13 protein-coding genes are annotated in these 17,209 nt (G+C 68.9%); 7 read left to right on the plus strand and 6 right to left on the minus strand.

The window, feature by feature from the left end; translation table 11 throughout:
- The first annotated feature begins 74 nt into the window (after nucleotides 1-74).
- Together AB0E90_RS16510 and AB0E90_RS16515 are read left to right on the plus strand one after the other, a co-directional pair.
- On the plus strand, nucleotides 75-2,981 hold the full coding sequence (locus AB0E90_RS16510; RefSeq protein ID WP_360405256.1) for a DEAD/DEAH box helicase: 2,907 nt from the start codon (nucleotides 75-77) through the stop codon (nucleotides 2,979-2,981).
- Between the two features lies 1 nt (nucleotide 2,982).
- A complete protein-coding gene (locus AB0E90_RS16515) occupies nucleotides 2,983-3,828 on the plus strand; it encodes an SWIM zinc finger family protein (protein ID WP_360405259.1) in 846 nt (281 codons plus the stop codon).
- A 9-nt stretch (nucleotides 3,829-3,837) separates the two neighbouring features.
- Here AB0E90_RS16515 and AB0E90_RS16520 read toward each other — a convergent pair whose 3' ends face one another.
- A complete protein-coding gene (locus AB0E90_RS16520; RefSeq protein ID WP_360405500.1) occupies nucleotides 3,838-5,397 on the minus strand; it encodes a beta-1,3-glucanase family protein in 1,560 nt (519 codons plus the stop codon).
- 190 nt (nucleotides 5,398-5,587) lie between these two features.
- On the opposite strand from AB0E90_RS16520, the gene AB0E90_RS16525 reads away from it, so the two are divergent.
- Nucleotides 5,588-6,535, plus strand: a complete 948-nt coding sequence (locus AB0E90_RS16525) for an aldo/keto reductase (protein WP_360405503.1) — start codon at nucleotides 5,588-5,590, stop codon at nucleotides 6,533-6,535.
- 370 nt (nucleotides 6,536-6,905) lie between these two features.
- Here the strand turns inward: AB0E90_RS16525 and AB0E90_RS16530 are convergent, their stop codons facing one another.
- Nucleotides 6,906-7,757: a menaquinone biosynthesis protein gene (locus AB0E90_RS16530; RefSeq protein ID WP_360405262.1), complete on the minus strand. Its 852-nt coding sequence runs from the start codon at nucleotides 7,755-7,757 to the stop codon at nucleotides 6,906-6,908.
- Between the two features lie 121 nt (nucleotides 7,758-7,878).
- Between AB0E90_RS16530 and AB0E90_RS16535 the strand changes: the two genes are divergently transcribed.
- Both AB0E90_RS16535 and AB0E90_RS16540 read left to right on the plus strand, forming a co-directional pair.
- Entirely contained in the window at nucleotides 7,879-9,606 is a 1,728-nt protein-coding gene (locus AB0E90_RS16535; protein WP_360405265.1) for an ATP-binding protein, read from the plus strand.
- 322 nt (nucleotides 9,607-9,928) lie between these two features.
- Nucleotides 9,929-11,929: an AAA family ATPase gene (locus AB0E90_RS16540; RefSeq protein WP_360405268.1), complete on the plus strand. Its 2,001-nt coding sequence runs from the start codon at nucleotides 9,929-9,931 to the stop codon at nucleotides 11,927-11,929.
- On the opposite strand, the gene AB0E90_RS16545 is transcribed toward AB0E90_RS16540, so the two are convergent.
- A complete protein-coding gene (locus AB0E90_RS16545; RefSeq protein WP_360405271.1) occupies nucleotides 11,916-12,329 on the minus strand; it encodes a GNAT family N-acetyltransferase in 414 nt (137 codons plus the stop codon). The genes AB0E90_RS16540 and AB0E90_RS16545 overlap by 14 nt on opposite strands.
- Nucleotides 12,330-12,597: 268 nt before the next feature.
- Between AB0E90_RS16545 and AB0E90_RS16550 the strand changes: the two genes are divergently transcribed.
- Nucleotides 12,598-13,362, plus strand: coding sequence for a VOC family protein (locus tag AB0E90_RS16550; protein ID WP_360405274.1), 765 nt, complete (start codon nucleotides 12,598-12,600; stop codon nucleotides 13,360-13,362).
- A gap of 85 nt (nucleotides 13,363-13,447) precedes the next feature.
- Nucleotides 13,448-14,275, plus strand: a complete 828-nt coding sequence (locus AB0E90_RS16555; RefSeq protein WP_360405277.1) for an SGNH/GDSL hydrolase family protein — start codon at nucleotides 13,448-13,450, stop codon at nucleotides 14,273-14,275.
- On the opposite strand, the gene AB0E90_RS16560 is transcribed toward AB0E90_RS16555, so the two are convergent.
- Genes AB0E90_RS16560 through AB0E90_RS16570 form a run of 3 tightly spaced genes read right to left on the minus strand, consistent with a single transcriptional unit; the run spans nucleotide 14,272 to nucleotide 17,119 of the window.
- The gene (locus tag AB0E90_RS16560; protein ID WP_360405280.1) at nucleotides 14,272-15,117 is read right to left on the minus strand and encodes an ABC transporter ATP-binding protein; all 846 of its coding nucleotides are present in this window, start codon (nucleotides 15,115-15,117) and stop codon (nucleotides 14,272-14,274) included. The genes AB0E90_RS16555 and AB0E90_RS16560 overlap by 4 nt on opposite strands.
- Entirely contained in the window at nucleotides 15,114-16,187 is a 1,074-nt protein-coding gene (locus AB0E90_RS16565) for an iron ABC transporter permease (protein WP_360405283.1), read from the minus strand. The genes AB0E90_RS16560 and AB0E90_RS16565 overlap by 4 nt, the downstream gene beginning before the upstream one ends.
- Complete coding sequence (locus AB0E90_RS16570) at nucleotides 16,184-17,119, minus strand: ABC transporter substrate-binding protein (protein ID WP_360405286.1); 936 nt, start codon at nucleotides 17,117-17,119, stop codon at nucleotides 16,184-16,186. The genes AB0E90_RS16565 and AB0E90_RS16570 overlap by 4 nt, the downstream gene beginning before the upstream one ends.
- Nucleotides 17,120-17,209: the final 90 nt, after the last annotated feature.

A 17,209-nucleotide genomic window follows, 5' to 3' on the forward strand; every position in this document is an offset into this window, starting at 1 on the left:
TGACTTGAGTGGCGTGGCTTCGCGCCTCGAGCCTCCACGTCGTTACTCTCGATGCGGTCGTTCAGGGGGTGGGCGTGCTCGTCATACAGGCCGGCTGGGTGCCGGGCGGGGATCGGCCGGGCCGGTTGGCGCTCTGGGCCGAGGATCTTTCCGATCTGGCCGGCGTCATCGACCTCGACGGCGACGCCGAGACCCTGACGCTCAAACTGCCCGGCACCACCCGTGGGCCGGTGCCGCCGGCTGATCTGGCCACCACCCGCGCGGTCAAACTTCGCTCCTACGACGTGCCGGCGCTCCTGGTCCGGGACGGCGAGGCACTGGCCACGCTCACGGGCGCGGACGACGCCGGCGACGAGTGGCTGGCCGGGCCGTCGCTGCGCTACCTCGGCGTACTGGCCGGATTTGCCTTTGATCTGGCCCGGCGCGGCCGGATGTTGCCGCAGTTGGTGAACGAGGGCGGGGTGCCGGCCGCGCGCTGGCGCCCGGTGATCACCGGCGGCGATGCGGCCACCTATCGCGACTTCGCCGCGGGCATGCCGCCGGTGGTCCGCGCGACCGGCGCCGGCCTGGGCCGCACCCTGCGGGACGCGCTCAACGTGCTGGTCGACTCGGCCGCGCGCACCCTCATGCCGGAACGGCTGCTGCGTGGCGCCCGGCCGGGCCCGAAAGCTGAGCTCAGCGACCGCTGGGTCTCGGCGCTCACCGCGGACGACCCGACGCTGCCCGGAGCGCGGGCCGAGGACGTTCGAAAGCTGGGCGCCGCCCTGGGCGACTGGATGCGGGCGGCGAACGACGCGAACGGGCCGGTCCGGGTCAGTTTCCGGCTGAGCGAGCCGCAACCGGGCGAGGACGACTGGGGTCTCGAGTTCGCCCTGCAGTCGGCCGAGGACTCGGCCCTCTATCTGCCGGCCACCGAGGTCTGGGAGGGCGGCCGCTTCCCCGGGATGCCGGCGCGACCGGACGAGACGCTGCTGGCCGGGCTGGGCCGGGCGGTGCGGCTCTTCCCGCTGTTGCACACGGCGCTCGGCGACCAGCAGCCGGCCACGATGACGCTGGACACCGGCGAGGCGCACGACTTCCTCCGCCAAGCGGCGCCGCTGCTGCAGGCGGCCGGCTTCGGCGTGCAGTTGCCGACCTGGGCCGGCCGCAAGGGGGTCGGCCTGAAGCTGACCACCCGGTCCAAGTCCTCGCCGCAGAGTCGCGCGGTCGCATCCAGCGGGTTCGGTCTGGAAGAGATCGTCTCGTTCCGGATCGACCTGGTCATCGGGGAGAGCGCGGTCACCGCCGAGGAGCTGGCCGAGCTGGCCCGGCTCAAGGTGCCGCTGGTGCGGGTGCGCGGCCAGTGGGTGGAGCTGGACGATCGGCAGCTCAAGGCCGCGCTCAAGGCGGTCGGCCGGCGCCGCGAGGGCGAGCTGACCGCCGGCGAGGTGCTGCAGCAGGTGATCGACGGCGGCGAGGAGGACCTGCCGATCGTCGAGGTGGACGCGGACGGGATGCTCGGCGACCTGATCTCCGGGCAGGCGGCCGAGCGGCTCACCCCGATCGGCACGCCGCCGGGCTTCCAGGGGACGCTCCGCCCGTACCAGGAGCGGGGTTTGTCCTGGCTGCATTTCCTGGGCCGGCTCGGCCTGGGCGGGATCCTCGCCGACGACATGGGTCTCGGCAAGACGGCGCAGACGCTGTCGCTGCTCCTCCAGGAGCGGATTGATCATCAACCTCAGCCCACCCTGCTCATCTGCCCAATGTCGCTGGTCAGCAACTGGCAGAAGGAAGCCGCGCGATTTGCCCCCCAAATCCGGACTTATATTCATCATGGAGGCGAGCGGCGGCGCACGGACGTGGATCAGGACGTCGACTTGGTGATCACCACTTACGGCACCGCGGTTCGCGACCTGAATACCCTTAAATCCGGCAAGTGGGAGCGGGTCGTCTGTGATGAAGCGCAGGCGATCAAGAACAGCGGCACCCGCCAGGCCCAGGCGGTGCGCGCCATCCCGTCCCGCACCCGCATCGCCCTGACCGGCACGCCGGTCGAGAACCACCTTGCCGAACTGTGGTCCATCATGGACTTTTGCAACCCCGGGCTGCTGGGTCCGGCGAAGCGATTCCGCAAACGCTTTCAAGAGCCGATCGAGGTACGCCAGGACGAACTCGCCGCCGAGGCGCTGAAACGGGCGACCGGCCCGTTCGTGCTGCGTCGCCTCAAGACCGACAAGTCGATCATCTCGGACCTGCCGGAGAAGAACGAGATGAAGGTCTGGTGCACGCTCACGCCCGAGCAGGCCACGCTCTACCAGGCCGTGGTCGAGGACATGATGGCCACGATCGAGAGCACCGAGGGCATCGAGCGCCGGGGCAACGTGCTGGCCGCGATGACCAAGCTCAAGCAGGTCTGCAACCACCCGGTCCACCTGCTCAAGGACGCCTCCCGGTTGCCCGGCCGCTCCGGCAAGCTGGCCCGCCTCGAGGAACTGGCCGCCGAGATCGTCGAGGACGGCGACAAGGCGCTGATCTTCACCCAGTACGCCGAGTGGGGCACGATCCTGCAGCCCTACCTGGCCGCCCACCTCGACCGGCCGGTGCTGTGGCTCCACGGTGGACTGTCGAAGGCCAAGCGGGACGCGTTGGTCGAGGAGTTCCAGACCAGCGACGAGCCGATGCTCTTCCTTCTCTCCCTCAAGGCGGCCGGCACCGGTCTCAACCTGACCGCCGCGAACCACGTCGTCCACTTTGATCGGTGGTGGAACCCGGCGGTCGAGGACCAGGCCACCGACCGCGCGTTCCGGATCGGACAGTCGCGCGACGTGCAGGTCCGCAAGTTCATCTGCACCGGCACGCTGGAGGAGAAGATCGACGCGATGATCGAGCGGAAGAAGGCGCTCGCCTCATCGGTGGTCGGCACCGGCGAGGGCTGGATCACCGACCTCGGCACCGATCAGCTGCGCGAACTCTTCGAACTCGACCTGGCGGGGGTGCGCTGAGATGCCGTTCGACCGCGACGGGAAGTTCTACGAGGCCGGCAAGACGATCGAGGTCGACGGCGGGCTCGCGGTGCGGGCCAAGCGCGGCAAGATCGGCGAACGCTGGTGGTCACGACGCTTCGTCGACGTGCTGGAACGCGTCTGCGACGGCGGACGGCTGGCCCGCGGGCGGGCTTACGCCCGAAAGGGCCAGGTCATGGACTTCCATCTCACGGCGGGGAAGGTGACGGCCCGGGTGCAGGGTTCGCGCCCGCAGCCGTACGCGGTGGAAGTCACGATCGCCGCCTTCGACGAGACACAGTGGACCTCGTTGACCGAGGCGCTCGGGAGTCGGGCCCTCTATCGGGCCGCACTGTTGGCCGGCGAGATGCCGCAGGAGATCGTCGAGGTCTTCGACGAACACGGCCTGCCGTTGTTTCCCGACAATTTGGACATTCGCTGCAACTGTCCAGATTGGGGAGTGCCGTGCAAACACGGCTCAGCCGTCCTTTATGTACTCGCCGAGGCGTTCGACGACGACCCGTTCCTGGTGCTGGCGTGGCGCGGGCGCGATCGGGAGGCGCTGCTCGGCGCGCTGCGCGGCACGCCGGAACCGGTCGAGACGGTGGATCCGCTGGCGGTGGAGGAGACTCCGCTCGAGGAACGGCTCGCCGACTACTACTCCCCCGGCCTTTCACTGGGCCGGCTGCGCGAACGCCCGTCACGCGTCACCGCCCCGCCCGAGCTCCTGCTGCGCGCCCTCGACGGGCCGCCGGTGCGGGTGCGGCACATCCCACTGGTCGACCTGCTCAAGTCGGCCTACCGCGAACTGGCGGAGCCGCCGTCCACGGTGGACGGCGGCTCCTAGATACCACGGTCAGCCCTGACGCCACTTCTGGTTCGAGGTGCCGGCGCAGTCCCACAACTGCAACTGCGCGCCGTCGTTGGCGTTCAGCCCGACGATGTCCACGCACTTGTTGGCCTGTGGGTTGACCAGGTCACCGGCGCTGCTCAGCACGAACTGCTGGGCTCCGGTGCCGTTGCAGGTGTAGAGCTGTATCGCGGCGCCGTTCGCGGTCGAGCCGGACGCCACATCCGCGCACTTGCCGCTCGGGCTCACCAGCGCACCGCCGGAGAATGACCACTTCTGCGCGTTGGTGCCGTTGCAGGTCCACATCTGGAGCCGCACGCCGTCGGTGAAGTTCGAGTTCGGCACGTCGATGCACTTGCTGTTCAGCGAGCTGATCAGCGCGGACCCGGTGGCCGGCGGGGTGGTTCCGCCACCGCCGCCGGTGAACGGCGAGAGCACGATCCCGGCCGAGCGCGGGTCACCGTCGTTGACCAGCGACTCGAAGTTGGCGACATCATCGAAGGCGAAAGCGTACGCCTTGCCGTCGGTCATGTTGGCGTGGATGACCTTGGCGTACACATTGGTCGGACTGTTCTGGTAGAACTGCGCCGCGTTGCTGCTCGGCTGGGTGTCGACGGTGCCGAGCGTGCCGCGGTTGAGCGCGGCGCAAAGCGTCCGCGAGATCGGGCCGACGACCAGGTCGTTCGGTGCCGGCAGATCGCCGTCGCAGCCCCACACGCTGGCCGAGGACGGCTTGTTGAAGGACGCCACGGTGGCGCCCGACGAGTTGGTGAAGTTCATGACGTTGCCCGACGTGCGCCCGAAATACTTGGTGTTGGGCTGATCCCCGAACGGAACCACGGTCAAAGTCTTGCTGCTGTACGCGTTCCACGCGCTCGAGATGTACGAGTCGAGGTAGTTCGCGCTCAACAGACCCGAGCCGGCCGCCTTGCCGGGTGAGAGCACCCGCAGCACGGTCCCGTCGGAGCGGGTGTAGACGGTGTTCGCCCAGCCCGACGTGCCCTTGATCGTGTTGATCACGTTGGTGCGGCCGTTCGCGACCAGGTCGCCGGTGCGCTTGGTGACGCCGGTGCTGCCGGTCACGGTCACCGCGTGCGGCACCGCGAACATGTCCACCTGCGAGCTGTTCAGCCACAGGCCGGCGTCGTTGTAGGTGAACTCGCTCCAGTCGAACAGGATGTTGTAGTTGGCGTCGCCGGAGGCCCAGGGCGCCGGCTGCACGAGTCCGTCCGGGGTCAGGAAGAACTTGAGCTTCTCGCCGAACGAGAAGTAGACCCGGCCGGAGAAGCCACGCGGGAAGTTGATCGTGGTGCTGCCACCGTTACCGGCGCCGGCGATCGCGACGTCCGGCGCGGGCGACGGCGGGAGCTGCCCGCCGCTCCACGCGGTGAACGTGCCGCCCTGGTTGACGTAACCGAGGCGGCCGGAGGAGAGCTGCACACCGATGACGTACAGGTAGACCGCGTCGCCGCGGCCGGTGCTGTTGGTGACGGTGACCGGGAGAAGGTTGGGACCGACGGCTTGCGCCGCCGGCGGGGAGACGGCCGCGGCGACCGGGATGGTCATGGCCAGCGCGGCGAGAGCACGCAGGACGGTACGCACGGGGAACACCTCTTTCCGTGGGGATATTCGGAAGGGGAGAGCGCTCTCACAGGGTGAGTTTTGTTAACAAGGTGTGTCAATAGACGGTTACGGATGTCCGGTGTGCGCGGGCAAACGACGCGACAAACGGGCATAGCATCGGATCATGAGTGAGATGAGCTACCGGCGGCTGGGCACCTCGGGCCTCGTCGTGTCGGCCGTCGGGATCGGCTGCAACAACTTCGGGCGCAAGCTCGACGAGGACGGCACCAAGGAGGTGGTGGACGCGGCGATCGAGGCCGGGATCACCCTCTTCGACACCGCCGACATCTACGGCACCCCGCACGGCGCCTCCGAGGAATGCCTCGGCGCGGCCCTCAAGGGCAAGCGGGACGACGTGGTGGTGGCGACCAAGTTCGGCATGGACATGGAGGGGCTGAACGGGAAGGACTTCGACGCCCGCGGCTCCCGGCGCTACCTCATGCGCGCGGTCGAGGCGTCACTGCGCCGGCTGCAGACCGACTACATCGACCTCTACCAGCTGCACCAGCCCGACGAGTCGACCCCGATCGAGGAGACGCTGGCCGCCCTCGACGACCTGGTCCGCGCGGGCAAGGTGCGCTACGTCGGCAACTCCAACTTCTCCGGCTGGCAGATCGCCGACGCCGACTGGACCGCCCGAGCGGCCGGCCACACCCCGTTCATCAGCGCCCAGAACCGCTACAGCCTGCTGCAGCGCTACGTCGAGGACGAGGTCGCGCCGGCCTGCGAGCAGTTCGGGCTCGGTCTGCTGCCGTTCTTCCCGCTCGACTCCGGCCTGCTGACCGGCAAATACTCGCGCGGCGAGCGTGCGCCGGTCGGCACCCGGCTCTCCCAGGACCGCTACCAGCGGGTGCTGGCCGACGCCGACTGGGACACGATCGAGAAGCTGACCGCGTTCGGCGAGGAGCGCGGGCACAGCCTGCTCGACGTCGCGATCTCCGGCCTGGCCGCCCGCCCCGCCGTGGCCAGCGTCATCGCCGGCGCCACCAACGCAGCCCAGGTACAGGCAAACGCGGCCGCCGGCACCTGGGAACTAACCGCCGACGACGTAGCCGCCCTGGACACAGTGCTAAACGGCTGAGACCCCAGGTCTTGGACCGCCCTGGCGCCGACGTTTGCCGGCGCGCCCGACGCAGGGAACTGCCCCAAAGGCCTTGGGCCACCCTGGTGTCCACGTTCTCCAGAGGTCTTGGGCCACCCTGGTGTCTACGTTTCCCAGAGGTCTTGGGCCGCCCCTGGTGTCTACGTTTTCCAGAGGCCCCGACTCACGGAACTACCCGCGATTGCCCCGTTGATGAGGAGGCAGCCGATTTCCCGACGCCGCGGGGTGTGCGGCGTTGGGAAATCGGCTGCCTCCTCATCAACTCCCAGGGGCAATCGCCCGCTGAGCGCAGCGAAGCCATTCAGCTCAGCACCCACCCCAGCCCCGCACCAGTGAGCACACCCCCTGATCAAACTTCCGCGAAGACGGGCCCACCCTCAGGCAAGGCGGGAACTTCGCCACGAGCCGCGGCCCGGCGGGCAAACTCCCGCAACCCCGCGATCTGCCGATCACCGAGCGAAAAGTCCAAGGCCCGGAAGTACGCCGCCAGGGTCTCCGCGTCGAATGGTTCCCAGCGCGCGGCCGCCGCGGCGACCTCGTCCAGTTCGCCCAGGCACAGGTCGCGGGAACGCTGGAACGCCTCGTGCACGTCCTTGACCGCCCCCGGATGCGCAGCCGCGTAATCCCTACGAACCGCCCAAACCGCAAACACCATCGGCAGCCCGGTCCAGTCCCGCCAGGCCTGCCCCAGATCGGTAACGGTGAGCCCGAGGCGAGGCGCCTCATACATGGCCCGCAACGCCGGATCCCCGATCAGCACCCCGGCGTCCGCCTCCATCAGCATCTGGGCGAGCTCAGGCGGGCACCGAAAGTATTCGGGTTCAGCGTGGTAACGCTCAGCGAGGAGCATCTGAGCCAGCAGCACCCCGGTACGCGAGGTCGACCCGAGCGCCACCGGCCGCCCGTCGAGCTCGTCAAGCGGCCGCGTAGAGATCAGATTGACCGAGAGAACCGGCCCGTCACTGCCAACCGCGAGATTGGGCAGCAGAAGCAGCTCGTCAGCGTGGCGAAGATATTCGACCAGCGTGATCGGCCCGATGTCGAGATCACCGGCGACGAGCTGCTGGCTCAGCTTGTCCGGGGTGTCCTTGCGCAGATCGACGTCGAGCAGAGCGCCGGAACGCATCAGACCCCAGTAAATCGGAAGGCAATTGAGGAACTGGATGTGCCCGACCCGGGGCCGACCGGCGCTGTCGCTCATGACCTCGACGCTATCCCTCACCGAACCCAGCACACCGGCAGGTGGGGGTGCATGGTGGCGCACATCGCTCTGTAAGGGCTTGCTAAGGTCCCTTGCAAAGGTCCTTTGCAAGGGGTGACACATGGACAAGCAGCAGCTGGCTCGGCTGGTCGGTCTGCTTCGCCGCTCCGGCAGCGACCTCTGCGATGTGGAGGTGAAAGCGGCCGGCGGCGGCCTCCCGAAGTCTCTGCGCGACACCTTGAGCGCCTTCAGCAATGACCGCGGCGGCACGGTGATCTTGGGACTCGACGAAAGGGACGAATTCCGGCCGGCCGCCGGATTCGACGCCGCCAAGATATCCAGTGCGCTCGCCTCGGCATGCAACGACGACCTCCAGCCACCGGTACGCATCGAAATCGAGATCGTCGAGTTCGAGGATGCGCGGATCGTCGTCGCCGAGATCAGTGAACTCGACCCCCGCTTCAAGCCTTGTTTCGTGTCGGCACGGGGCGAATACAACGGCTCGTTCAAACGCGGCGGCGATGGCGATCGGCGGCTGACTGACTTCGAGATCCACCTCCTGCATACGAATCGCGGGCAGCCGGAGGACGATCGTCAGCCAGTCGCCGGCGCCACGCTTGCCGATCTCGACGCCACCGAGACGCAGGTGCTGGCGGCACGCGTCCGCCAACGCCAACCGCGCACCTTCGCCAACCTCGACGAATCTCAGATCCTGCGCAGACTCAACGTCATCAGCGAGGATCCGAACGGCGTTGTCCGCCCTACCCTGGGCGGACTGTTGGCCCTCGGCACGTATCCCCAACAGTTCTTTCCCCAGCTCAATGCCACCCTCATCGCATATCCGGGCACCTCGACCCAGGACGTCCCGGCCAACGGCCCGCGCTTTCTCGACAACCGGTCGTTCGACGGCCCGATCCCGGTGATCGTGGACGAAGTCGTAACAGCGGTGCTGCGCAACACCTCGGTGCGCTCCTTCGTCGACGGAAGCGGCCGGACCGATCTCTACGACTATCCGGCCGAGGTCGTTCGCGAAGCCGTTGCCAACGCCCTGCTGCACCGCGACTACTCGACCTATTCGCGCGGAACGCCCGTCCAGATCACGCTCTACGCGGACCGTCTGGTGATCGCCAATCCAGGCGGCCTGTTCGGCGCCGTGACCGAGGATGACCTGGGCGACGAGGGCGTTACGTCGAGCCGCAATCCGGTGTTGGCGAAGCTCCTTCAGGACATCCGGCTCCCGGATACCGGCCGGTTGGTCTGCGAGAACCGGGCCAGCGGAATTCCGACCATGCTTCGTGAACTCCGCCGAGCGGGCTCACCTCCGCCTGAGTTCCACAATCGGATCACCAGATTCAAGGTGATGCTTCCGCGCCACGCTCTCCTGGACGACGCGACGATGGCTTGGATAGACGGCCTGGGGCAAAGCGGTCTGACCACTTCACAGCATCTTGCGCTGGCGGAGATGCGCACCGGCCGAACGGTCACCGTTGGCACCATGCGCAACCTTGGCCTCGAAGCACACCGAGCCACTTCCGAGTTGTCCGACCTGGTGAATCGCGGAGTCGCCGTACGCGTAGGTGAGCGACGGCACGCACGGTACGTACTCGTGCCGGAGGCCAGCGAGTTGACTCCGAGCCGACTCGAGGGCACCGCTGAGGAGTTGGTGTGGGGCGCCCTGGCCGGCGGAACCGAACTCAGCCGTCGAGACATCGAACAGCGCACCGGGCTGAGCTATATGAAAGTGCTCCGAGCCCTCAAGGTGCTCGAGGAGACTGGCCGGGTGGTTCCGACGACGCCTGGAAGCTCACCGCTGCGCAGGTACCGGCGCAGCGGTCCGGGGCTGTGGTGACTCCAGAGGCGACTTGATGGTGGAGCGTCGCGCGACCGGAAATGCCGCCAGGCAGACCAGAAGGCCGACAGAGGCCGCCGCAGCGACCAGCCATCGCGGGTCGAAGCGCTCGACCAGTGGACCGGCCGCCGCCATGCCACCCATTCTTCACGGTGGCCTCGGCGATAAATCGGTGGACAGGAAGTGGCTGGGGCGTAACGTGGATGGTCGCTTCGACGGCCGTGGTGAGCATGCACCGCAGCGGGCGTCCTTCGCGCCGAGCGCCGGTGGCCGGCCTTGGAAACGCGAGCATCCCTGGTCCAGCTGAGCTTGAGGATGAACCGTGCCTGCATTTGACCTGGACACCGAACTCGCTGCCGAACGACACCATCTGATCGAGTCCCGCGCCGCGCTCGGGCGGATGCGCGGCCGCGCCGAGGCGCTCTACTCCACCGGTGACAAGGTCGCCGGAGATGCGTTCACGGCCGAGATGCTTGGCCGGCACATGGCCCGCCGGGTGCTGGAGCTGGCCGACGACCCCACCACGCCGCTGTTCTTCGGGCGGCTCGACATCGAGGAGTCGGCCTACCACGTGGGGCGCCGGCACGTGACCGACGACGCCGGCGAGCCGATGGTGCTCGACTGGCGAGCGCCGTTGTCCCGGTCGTTCTATCGGGCCAGCGTGCGCGACCCGCAGGGGGTGTCGACCCGGCGCCGGTTCGGCTTCGTCAAAGGTGAGCTGACCAGCTTCGAGGACGAGCATCTCGACCGCGGCGAGGAGCTGGGCACGAGCAGCCGGATCCTGACCGCGGAGATCGAGCGGCCGCGCGTCGGGCCGATGCGGGACATCGTGGCGACGATCCAGCCCGAGCAGGACGAGTTGGTGCGGGCCGACCTCGGCGATTCGATCTGCGTGCAGGGCGCGCCGGGCACCGGTAAGACCGCGGTGGGCCTGCACCGGGCGGCGTTCCTGCTCTACCTGCACCGGGAGCGGCTGCGGCGGTCGGGCGTCCTGATCGTCGGGCCGAACACGGCGTTCCTGTCGTACATCTCGGCGGTGTTGCCTGCCCTCGGCGAGGTCGAGGTCAAGCAGGCCACCGTGGACGGCCTGGTGGCGCGGGTGCCGATAAAAGCGACAGACACCGAAAAAGCAACCAACATCAAACATGACGTACGAATGGCCGAAGTGCTCCGCCGGGCCCTGTGGCGGCGGATCGGTAAGCCGACTGCACCGATCATGGTCTCGGACGGCTCGTACCGCTGGCGGATCGATCCGGAGCCGCTGCGCCGGATCGTCGACGAGGCGCGGCGCGAGGGTCTGCCCTACGGCGTGGGGCGTGCGAGGGTCGAAGCAAGGGTGGTCGGCCTGCTGCAGCGCCAGTCGGAATACCGCACCGGCAACTCACCCGGCGAGACCTGGCTGCGCAAGATGGCCAAAGTCGCGCCGGTGAAGGACTTTCTCGAGGCGGCCTGGCCGGCCGTAACGCCCGAGGCATTGGTGCTGGAGGTGCTGCTCGATCCGGCCGACGAGGTGCTCACCGCCGAGGAGCAGGACGCGATCCGCTGGACCAAGGCGCCCAAGACCGCCAAGTCGGCGAAGTTCAGCGCGGCCGACCTGCTGCTGATCGACGAGGCGGCCGGCCTGCTGGACCGGGAGACCAGTTTCGGCCACGTGGTGGTGGACGAGGCACAGGACCTGTCGCCGATGCAGGCGCGGGCGATCGCCCGGCGCAGCGAGCACGGCTCGATCACGCTGCTCGGCGACCTGGCCCAGGGCACCGCGCCGTGGGCGGCCGCGGACTGGCGGGTCACGCTCGCTCATCTCGGCAAGCCGGACGCCGCCGTGGTGCCGCTGACCATCGGGTTCCGGGTGCCGGCCGTGGTGGTCGAGCTGGCCAACCGCCTGCTGCCGTCGCTGAAGGTCGACGTGCCGGAAGCGGTGTCGCTGCGCCGCGACGGCGACCTGTCCATCGTGGCCGTGCCGGCGGACGCCGACCTGGACGCGACGACTCTGGTCGAGGTGACGGCCGCGCTCGAGCACGAGGGCTCGGTCGCGGTGATCGCGGCGGACACCGCGGTGGCCCGGCTGAGTGCGCATCTGGCGGCGGCCGGGATCGAGAGCGCGACGCCCGACGACGTCGATTCCGAGGCGCGGGTCACGGTGGTGCCGGCCACGATGGTCAAGGGCCTGGAGTACGACCATGTGGTCGTCCACGAGCCGGCCGACATCGTCGACGCCGAGCCGCGCGGCCTCAACCGCCTCTACGTGGTGCTGACCCGGGCGGTGTCACGACTCTCGGTCGTACACCAGAAGCCGTTGCCGGAAGCCCTCACAGCGGTTTGACCCACCTGGACCATTCCGCCTGGCGGCGATAGCCGCCGGCGGACCAGGCGCCGTGCGCATCCGCGTTGCCGTCGAGCACCATCGCGTCGGCGCGGGTGCCACCGAGCGCCCGGAACCGTTCCTCGGCGGCCTCGATGAGAACCCGGCCGATCCCCTGCCGGCGTCGCGAGGGCGCGACCGCGAGGCGGTAGAGGTGGCAGCGCCAGCCGTCCCAGCCGGCAATCACTGTCCCGACGATCTCGCCGCCGTCGACCGCGACGATGAGCGCGTCGGGGTCTCGTTCCAACAGCGAAGCCAACGCGGCCGGCGAATCGGCCGGCCGGTTGTCGTTCTCAGCGGCCACCCCCCAGAAATCCAGGATGGGAGCCAGCTCATCGGCGCGCGCCGTTCGCAAGATCATGAGACCGAGCCTACTTTTCCGGCCGAATGGGGCCCGCTTTCGTGCGGACCGTTGCGCCCCATTTGCCGACCGGTGGATCGGTTCGTCTGAGGTGGGCGGCCATTGGCGAATACCCGTTGCAAGCCGGCTCGGTTGTGTCACTTTTCACATCGACGATTGCCCTGGCTGGGGTGGCTTTGTCGGCCTATCGGCGCGACGCGGGTCGTCGATTCAGCTAAAACATTGACACTTAAAGTGGATTAAAGGTTCGCGGTGCAACTATTCGAAGATGACCACCGCATCGACGCCCGGCTTTCCCACCTGGGTTGACCTGGGAACCGCCGATCTCGCGGGTGCGACTCGCTTCTACTGCGGACTGTTCAGTTGGACGGCTGACGTGGCCGGCGAGGAATTCGGCGGATACACCACTTTTCTTCTCAACGGCCGCCCGGTGGCCGGCGCCGGCCCGCTGTACGGCGAGGGCCAGCCCACCGCGTGGAGCACCTACATCGCCACGCCCGACGCCGACGCGATCGCCGACCGGGTGCTCGCGGCCGGCGGCAAGGTCCTGGTGGCGCCGTTCGACGTGCTCGACCAGGGCCGGATGGCGGCATTCCTCGACCCGTCCGGGGCGCCGTTCAGCGTCTGGCAGGCCGGCACCATGCGCGGCGCCGCGATCTTCGACGTGCCGGGCTCGCTGACCTGGAACGAGCTGAACACCCGCGACCTGGACGGGTCGGCAGCGTTCTACGGATCGGTGTTCGGCTGGCAGTTCCGGCACAGCACGATGGGCGCGCTGCCGTACCTGGTGGCCAAGCTGAACGAGACGCCGATCTGTGGCATCCAGCCGATGGCGGTGCCCGACTGGCCGGCCGACATGCCCGCGCACTGGATGATCTATTTCGCGGTGCAGGATTGCGATCGCTCGGCGGGGCACGCGCAGGCGCTCGGCGGGCAGGTCCTAAGACCACCCACAAACCTTTCGATCGGCCGGTACGCCGTGCTCGAGGACCCGCAGGGCGGCATGTTCGCCATCCTGGCCGCACAGAGGTAAGCGCTTGCCCCAGACATAGATGGGTGTCACTCTTTTCGGCGTGCGCCGCGACCGTCCTCGCGGCGCCGCCGAACTGGAGGCCCCCATGAAAAAGCTCCGCTGGCTCGTCGCTCTCGCCCTGCTCATCCCCCTGAACCTGGTCGGGGTGTCATTCATCGACGGCCCCGCCTGCGCCTCGACCCCACGTGAGGCAGCGGCCGCCGCCGCCCCGGTCAACGTCTGGCTCGCCGGCGACTCGACGATGGCCAACCCCAGCTCCACCTGCCCGGTCGGCTGGGGCAGTCAGTTCGGGGCGCTGTTCAACTCCGGCGCCGCGGTCAAGAACCTGGCCGTCGCCGGGCGCAGCATCCAGACGTGGCTCTACGAGGGCAACGTCACCAGCACCAAGGATTCGAGCGGTGAGTGCGTGCTCAGCTCCACCACGTATTCGACCCGCTGGCAGCAGATGCTCACCGGCATGGTCGCCGGCGACTATCTGTTCATCCAGTTCGGCATCAACGACGGCGACACGAACTGCCCCCGGCACGTCGGCACCGCCCGTTACCAGCAGCTGATGACGATGATGGCCCAGGCGGCGCTGGCCCGCGGCGCGCACCCGGTGCTGCTGACCGCGGTCGCGGCGATCACCTGCTCGGGCTCGACCGCCGTGAAGAACCGCGGCTTCGTCACGCAGACGACCGCGGCTGGCTCGGCCACCGGCTCGCCGGTGATCGATCTGCAGACACTGAGCGTGTCGTACTACAACTCCGTCAAGCTCTGCCCGAACAACGGCGACTACACCTCGGGCGCGGTCGGCGCATTCTTCTGCAACGACCACACCCACTTCGAGACGTACGGCGCCCAGCAGATCGCTCGTCTGGTAGCCAGTGCGCTGCGCAGCCAGAACATTCCGCTGGCGGCCTATCTGCTCTAGCCGCGCACCGGGACCACGAGCGGACCGTGCTCGCCCTCGATGACCCGCACTCGCACGCGGTAGTGCTCGGCCAGGTTCTCCTCGGTCAGCACCGTTGCCGGCGGGCCGGATGCCACCACCCGGCCCGCCGACAGCAACACGATGCGGTCGGCATATTCGCCGGCGGTCGTCAGGTCGTGCATGGTCGCCAGCACCGTGAGCCCCCGTTCGGCCCGCAGCCGGTCGACCAGCTCGAGCACTTCCTGCTGATGCCCGATGTCGAGCGCGCTGGTCGGCTCGTCCAGCAGCAGGATGCGGGCCCCCTGGGCGAGCGCCCGCGCGAGAAAGACCCGCTGCCGCTCACCGCCGCTGAGCGTGTCGAGCCGCCGGCCGGCAAACCGTTCGAGATCGAGCGCTTCGAGCACCTCATCGACGGCGGCCAGGTCCGCGGCCGACTCACGGCCGAGGGGCGGCACATAGGGCGTACGCCCGAGCAGCACGTAGTCGAAGACCCGCATCGCCGACGGAACCACCGGCGCCTGGGTAACGGTGGCGACGGTCTTGGCCCGCTCCCGCCGGGGCAACCGCTCGACGGCCGTCCCACCGAGCTCGACCGTCCCGTCAAAGGGCAGCAGCCCACCGATGGCCCGCAGCGCCGTCGACTTCCCGGCCCCGTTGGGCCCGATGACCGTGACCCACTCCCCGTTCGCCACCTCGAGATCAATGCCGTCCACGATGAGCGCCCGCTCGAGCCGAACCCGAAGCCCCCGAACAAAGACCGCCGGCCGCAGCGGCCCGGCCCCGGCGACGCCCGCGCCCGCCGAGCCCGGCCCACCGCCCACCGCGCTGAGGTCGCGTTTCATGGGGCGGCCGTTCGGGTGGTGCGCAGGACGACGATGAAGAACGGAGCGCCGAAGAACGCGGTCACCACGCCGATCGGGATCTCGGCGGCACCGCCCGCGGTGCGCGCCAGCAGGTCGGCCAGGGCCAGGAACGCGCCGCCGAACAGGAACGACAGCGGCAGGATCGAGCGGTAGCTCGGACCTGCCAGCAGGCGCATCGTGTGCGGGACGATGATGCCGACGAAGCCGATCAGGCCGGACACCGACACCGCGGCGGCCGTGCCGAGCGACGCCGCGACGATCAGCAGGTAACGGCTGCGCTGCGGGTGCAGGCCCAGACCCGTCGCCTCCTCGTCGCCGACGGTCAGGACGTCAAGCTCGCGGCGCTGGGACAGGACGATCGCGCCGGTCACCGCGGCGTACGGGAGGATCAGCAGCACGTCGTGCCAGCCCGCCGTCGCGAGGCGCCCCAGCAGCCACGAATAGACCTCGCGCAGGGTGTCGACGTGCTGCTGCATGACGTACGTCTGAGCCGCCGCAAGAAACGACGAGACCGCAACCCCCGCCAGGATGAGTGTGGCCGGTGAGCGGTCGCGGCCGCCGGCCGCGCCGAGAAGCCAGGTCAGCGCGACAGCGATGAGCGCGCCCGCGAACGCCGCGAACGGCACGCCGAACGGCAGGTTCGCGGTGGCCTCGCCGGCCGTCGAGCGGAAGGCGATCACCATGGTCACGCCGAGTCCGGCGCCGGCGGCCACCCCCAGCAGGTGCGGATCGGCCAGCGGGTTGCGGAAGACGCCCTGGTAGGCGGCGCCGGCCAGAGCCAGCATGCTGCCCACCAGGAGGCCGAGAATCACCCGGGGCAGGCGCAACTCGGTGACGATCGCGATGTCCCGCTCGGAAAGACCGCTGTGTAGGCGTACACCCGGAATGAGATTGAGCAGCTCGGCCGCGACGCCGGCCGGCGGGAGCGAGACCGAGCCGAAGGCGAGGCCCGCGACCAGCGCCAGCAGCACCGCGAGCAGGCCCGCCAGAAGCCAGATCGGCCGAAGGCCGGCGGGCCGGGTGCCCACTCGCTCCCGCGGCAGGGTCACGCCGGGACCTTGGCCACCGCATCAGCAACGGCCTGAACCAGATCGACGGTACGCGGTCCCCAGCGCGACGCGATGTCGTCGTCGAGGCCGTAGATCTGACCGGCCTTGACCGCGGTGATGGTGTTCCAGCCCTTGCGCGCCGCGACCGTCTGCGCGCTCTGCTGGCAGCACTTGCTGTCGGCCAGGAAGATCGTGTCCGGGTTCGCCTTGATCAGCGCTTCCGCGGAGAGCTGCGGGTAACCGCCCTTGGCGCCGTCCGGGTCGGCGGCGTCGGCCACATTGACCAGGCCGAACAGTGCGAAGACCGAGCCGACGAACGTTTTCGAGGTCACCGAGTAGAACGTCGGGTCAAGCTCGTAGTAGTAGCTGAGCTTCGTCGCCCGGGCCGGCACCTCCTTCACGATCTTGTCGATCTGGCTGACCATCTGCTGGTGCAGCGCCTCGGCCTCGGCCTGGTGCCCGGTGAGCGTGCCGAGCTCGCCGATCTCCTGGTAGCTGTCGTCCACGCTGGTCGCGGCCGGGGTCAGGAACACCGGGATCTTCAGCGTGGTCAGCTGCGCCACGATCTTGTCGACGTCGTTGGACATCACCACGAGGTCGGGGTTCTTGGCCGCGATCGCCTCGGCGTTCGGCTTGAACCCGGACAGGTCGGTCTTGGGCGCGTCGGCCGGATAGTTCGACTGGTCGTCGACCGCCACCACCTGCGACCCGGCGCCGATCGCGTAGAGCATCTCGGTGCCGCTCGGGGTCAGCGAGACGATCCGCTCGGGTCGCTTGTCGAGCGTCACATCGCCGACCGCGACCGGATAGGACGCCGCCGCGGAGGCGCTGGGCGCGGTGGTGGAGGCGTTGTCCTGGGTGTCATCCCCGCCGCACCCGCCGGCGAACAGCAGCGCGGCAGCGGTCACGACGGCAGTGAGCACACGTTTCATGAGGGGTCCTCCGGTCGGCTCGGCTTGTGGTGCTTCGCCGACAGGACCGAATGCGAACCGTCCCGCCCGCGATGCGCCCCTCTCCGAGAG

It is taken from the genome of Actinoplanes sp. NPDC026619, from assembly GCF_040638295.1.
Taxonomy (GTDB): Bacteria; Actinomycetota; Actinomycetes; order Mycobacteriales; family Micromonosporaceae; genus Actinoplanes.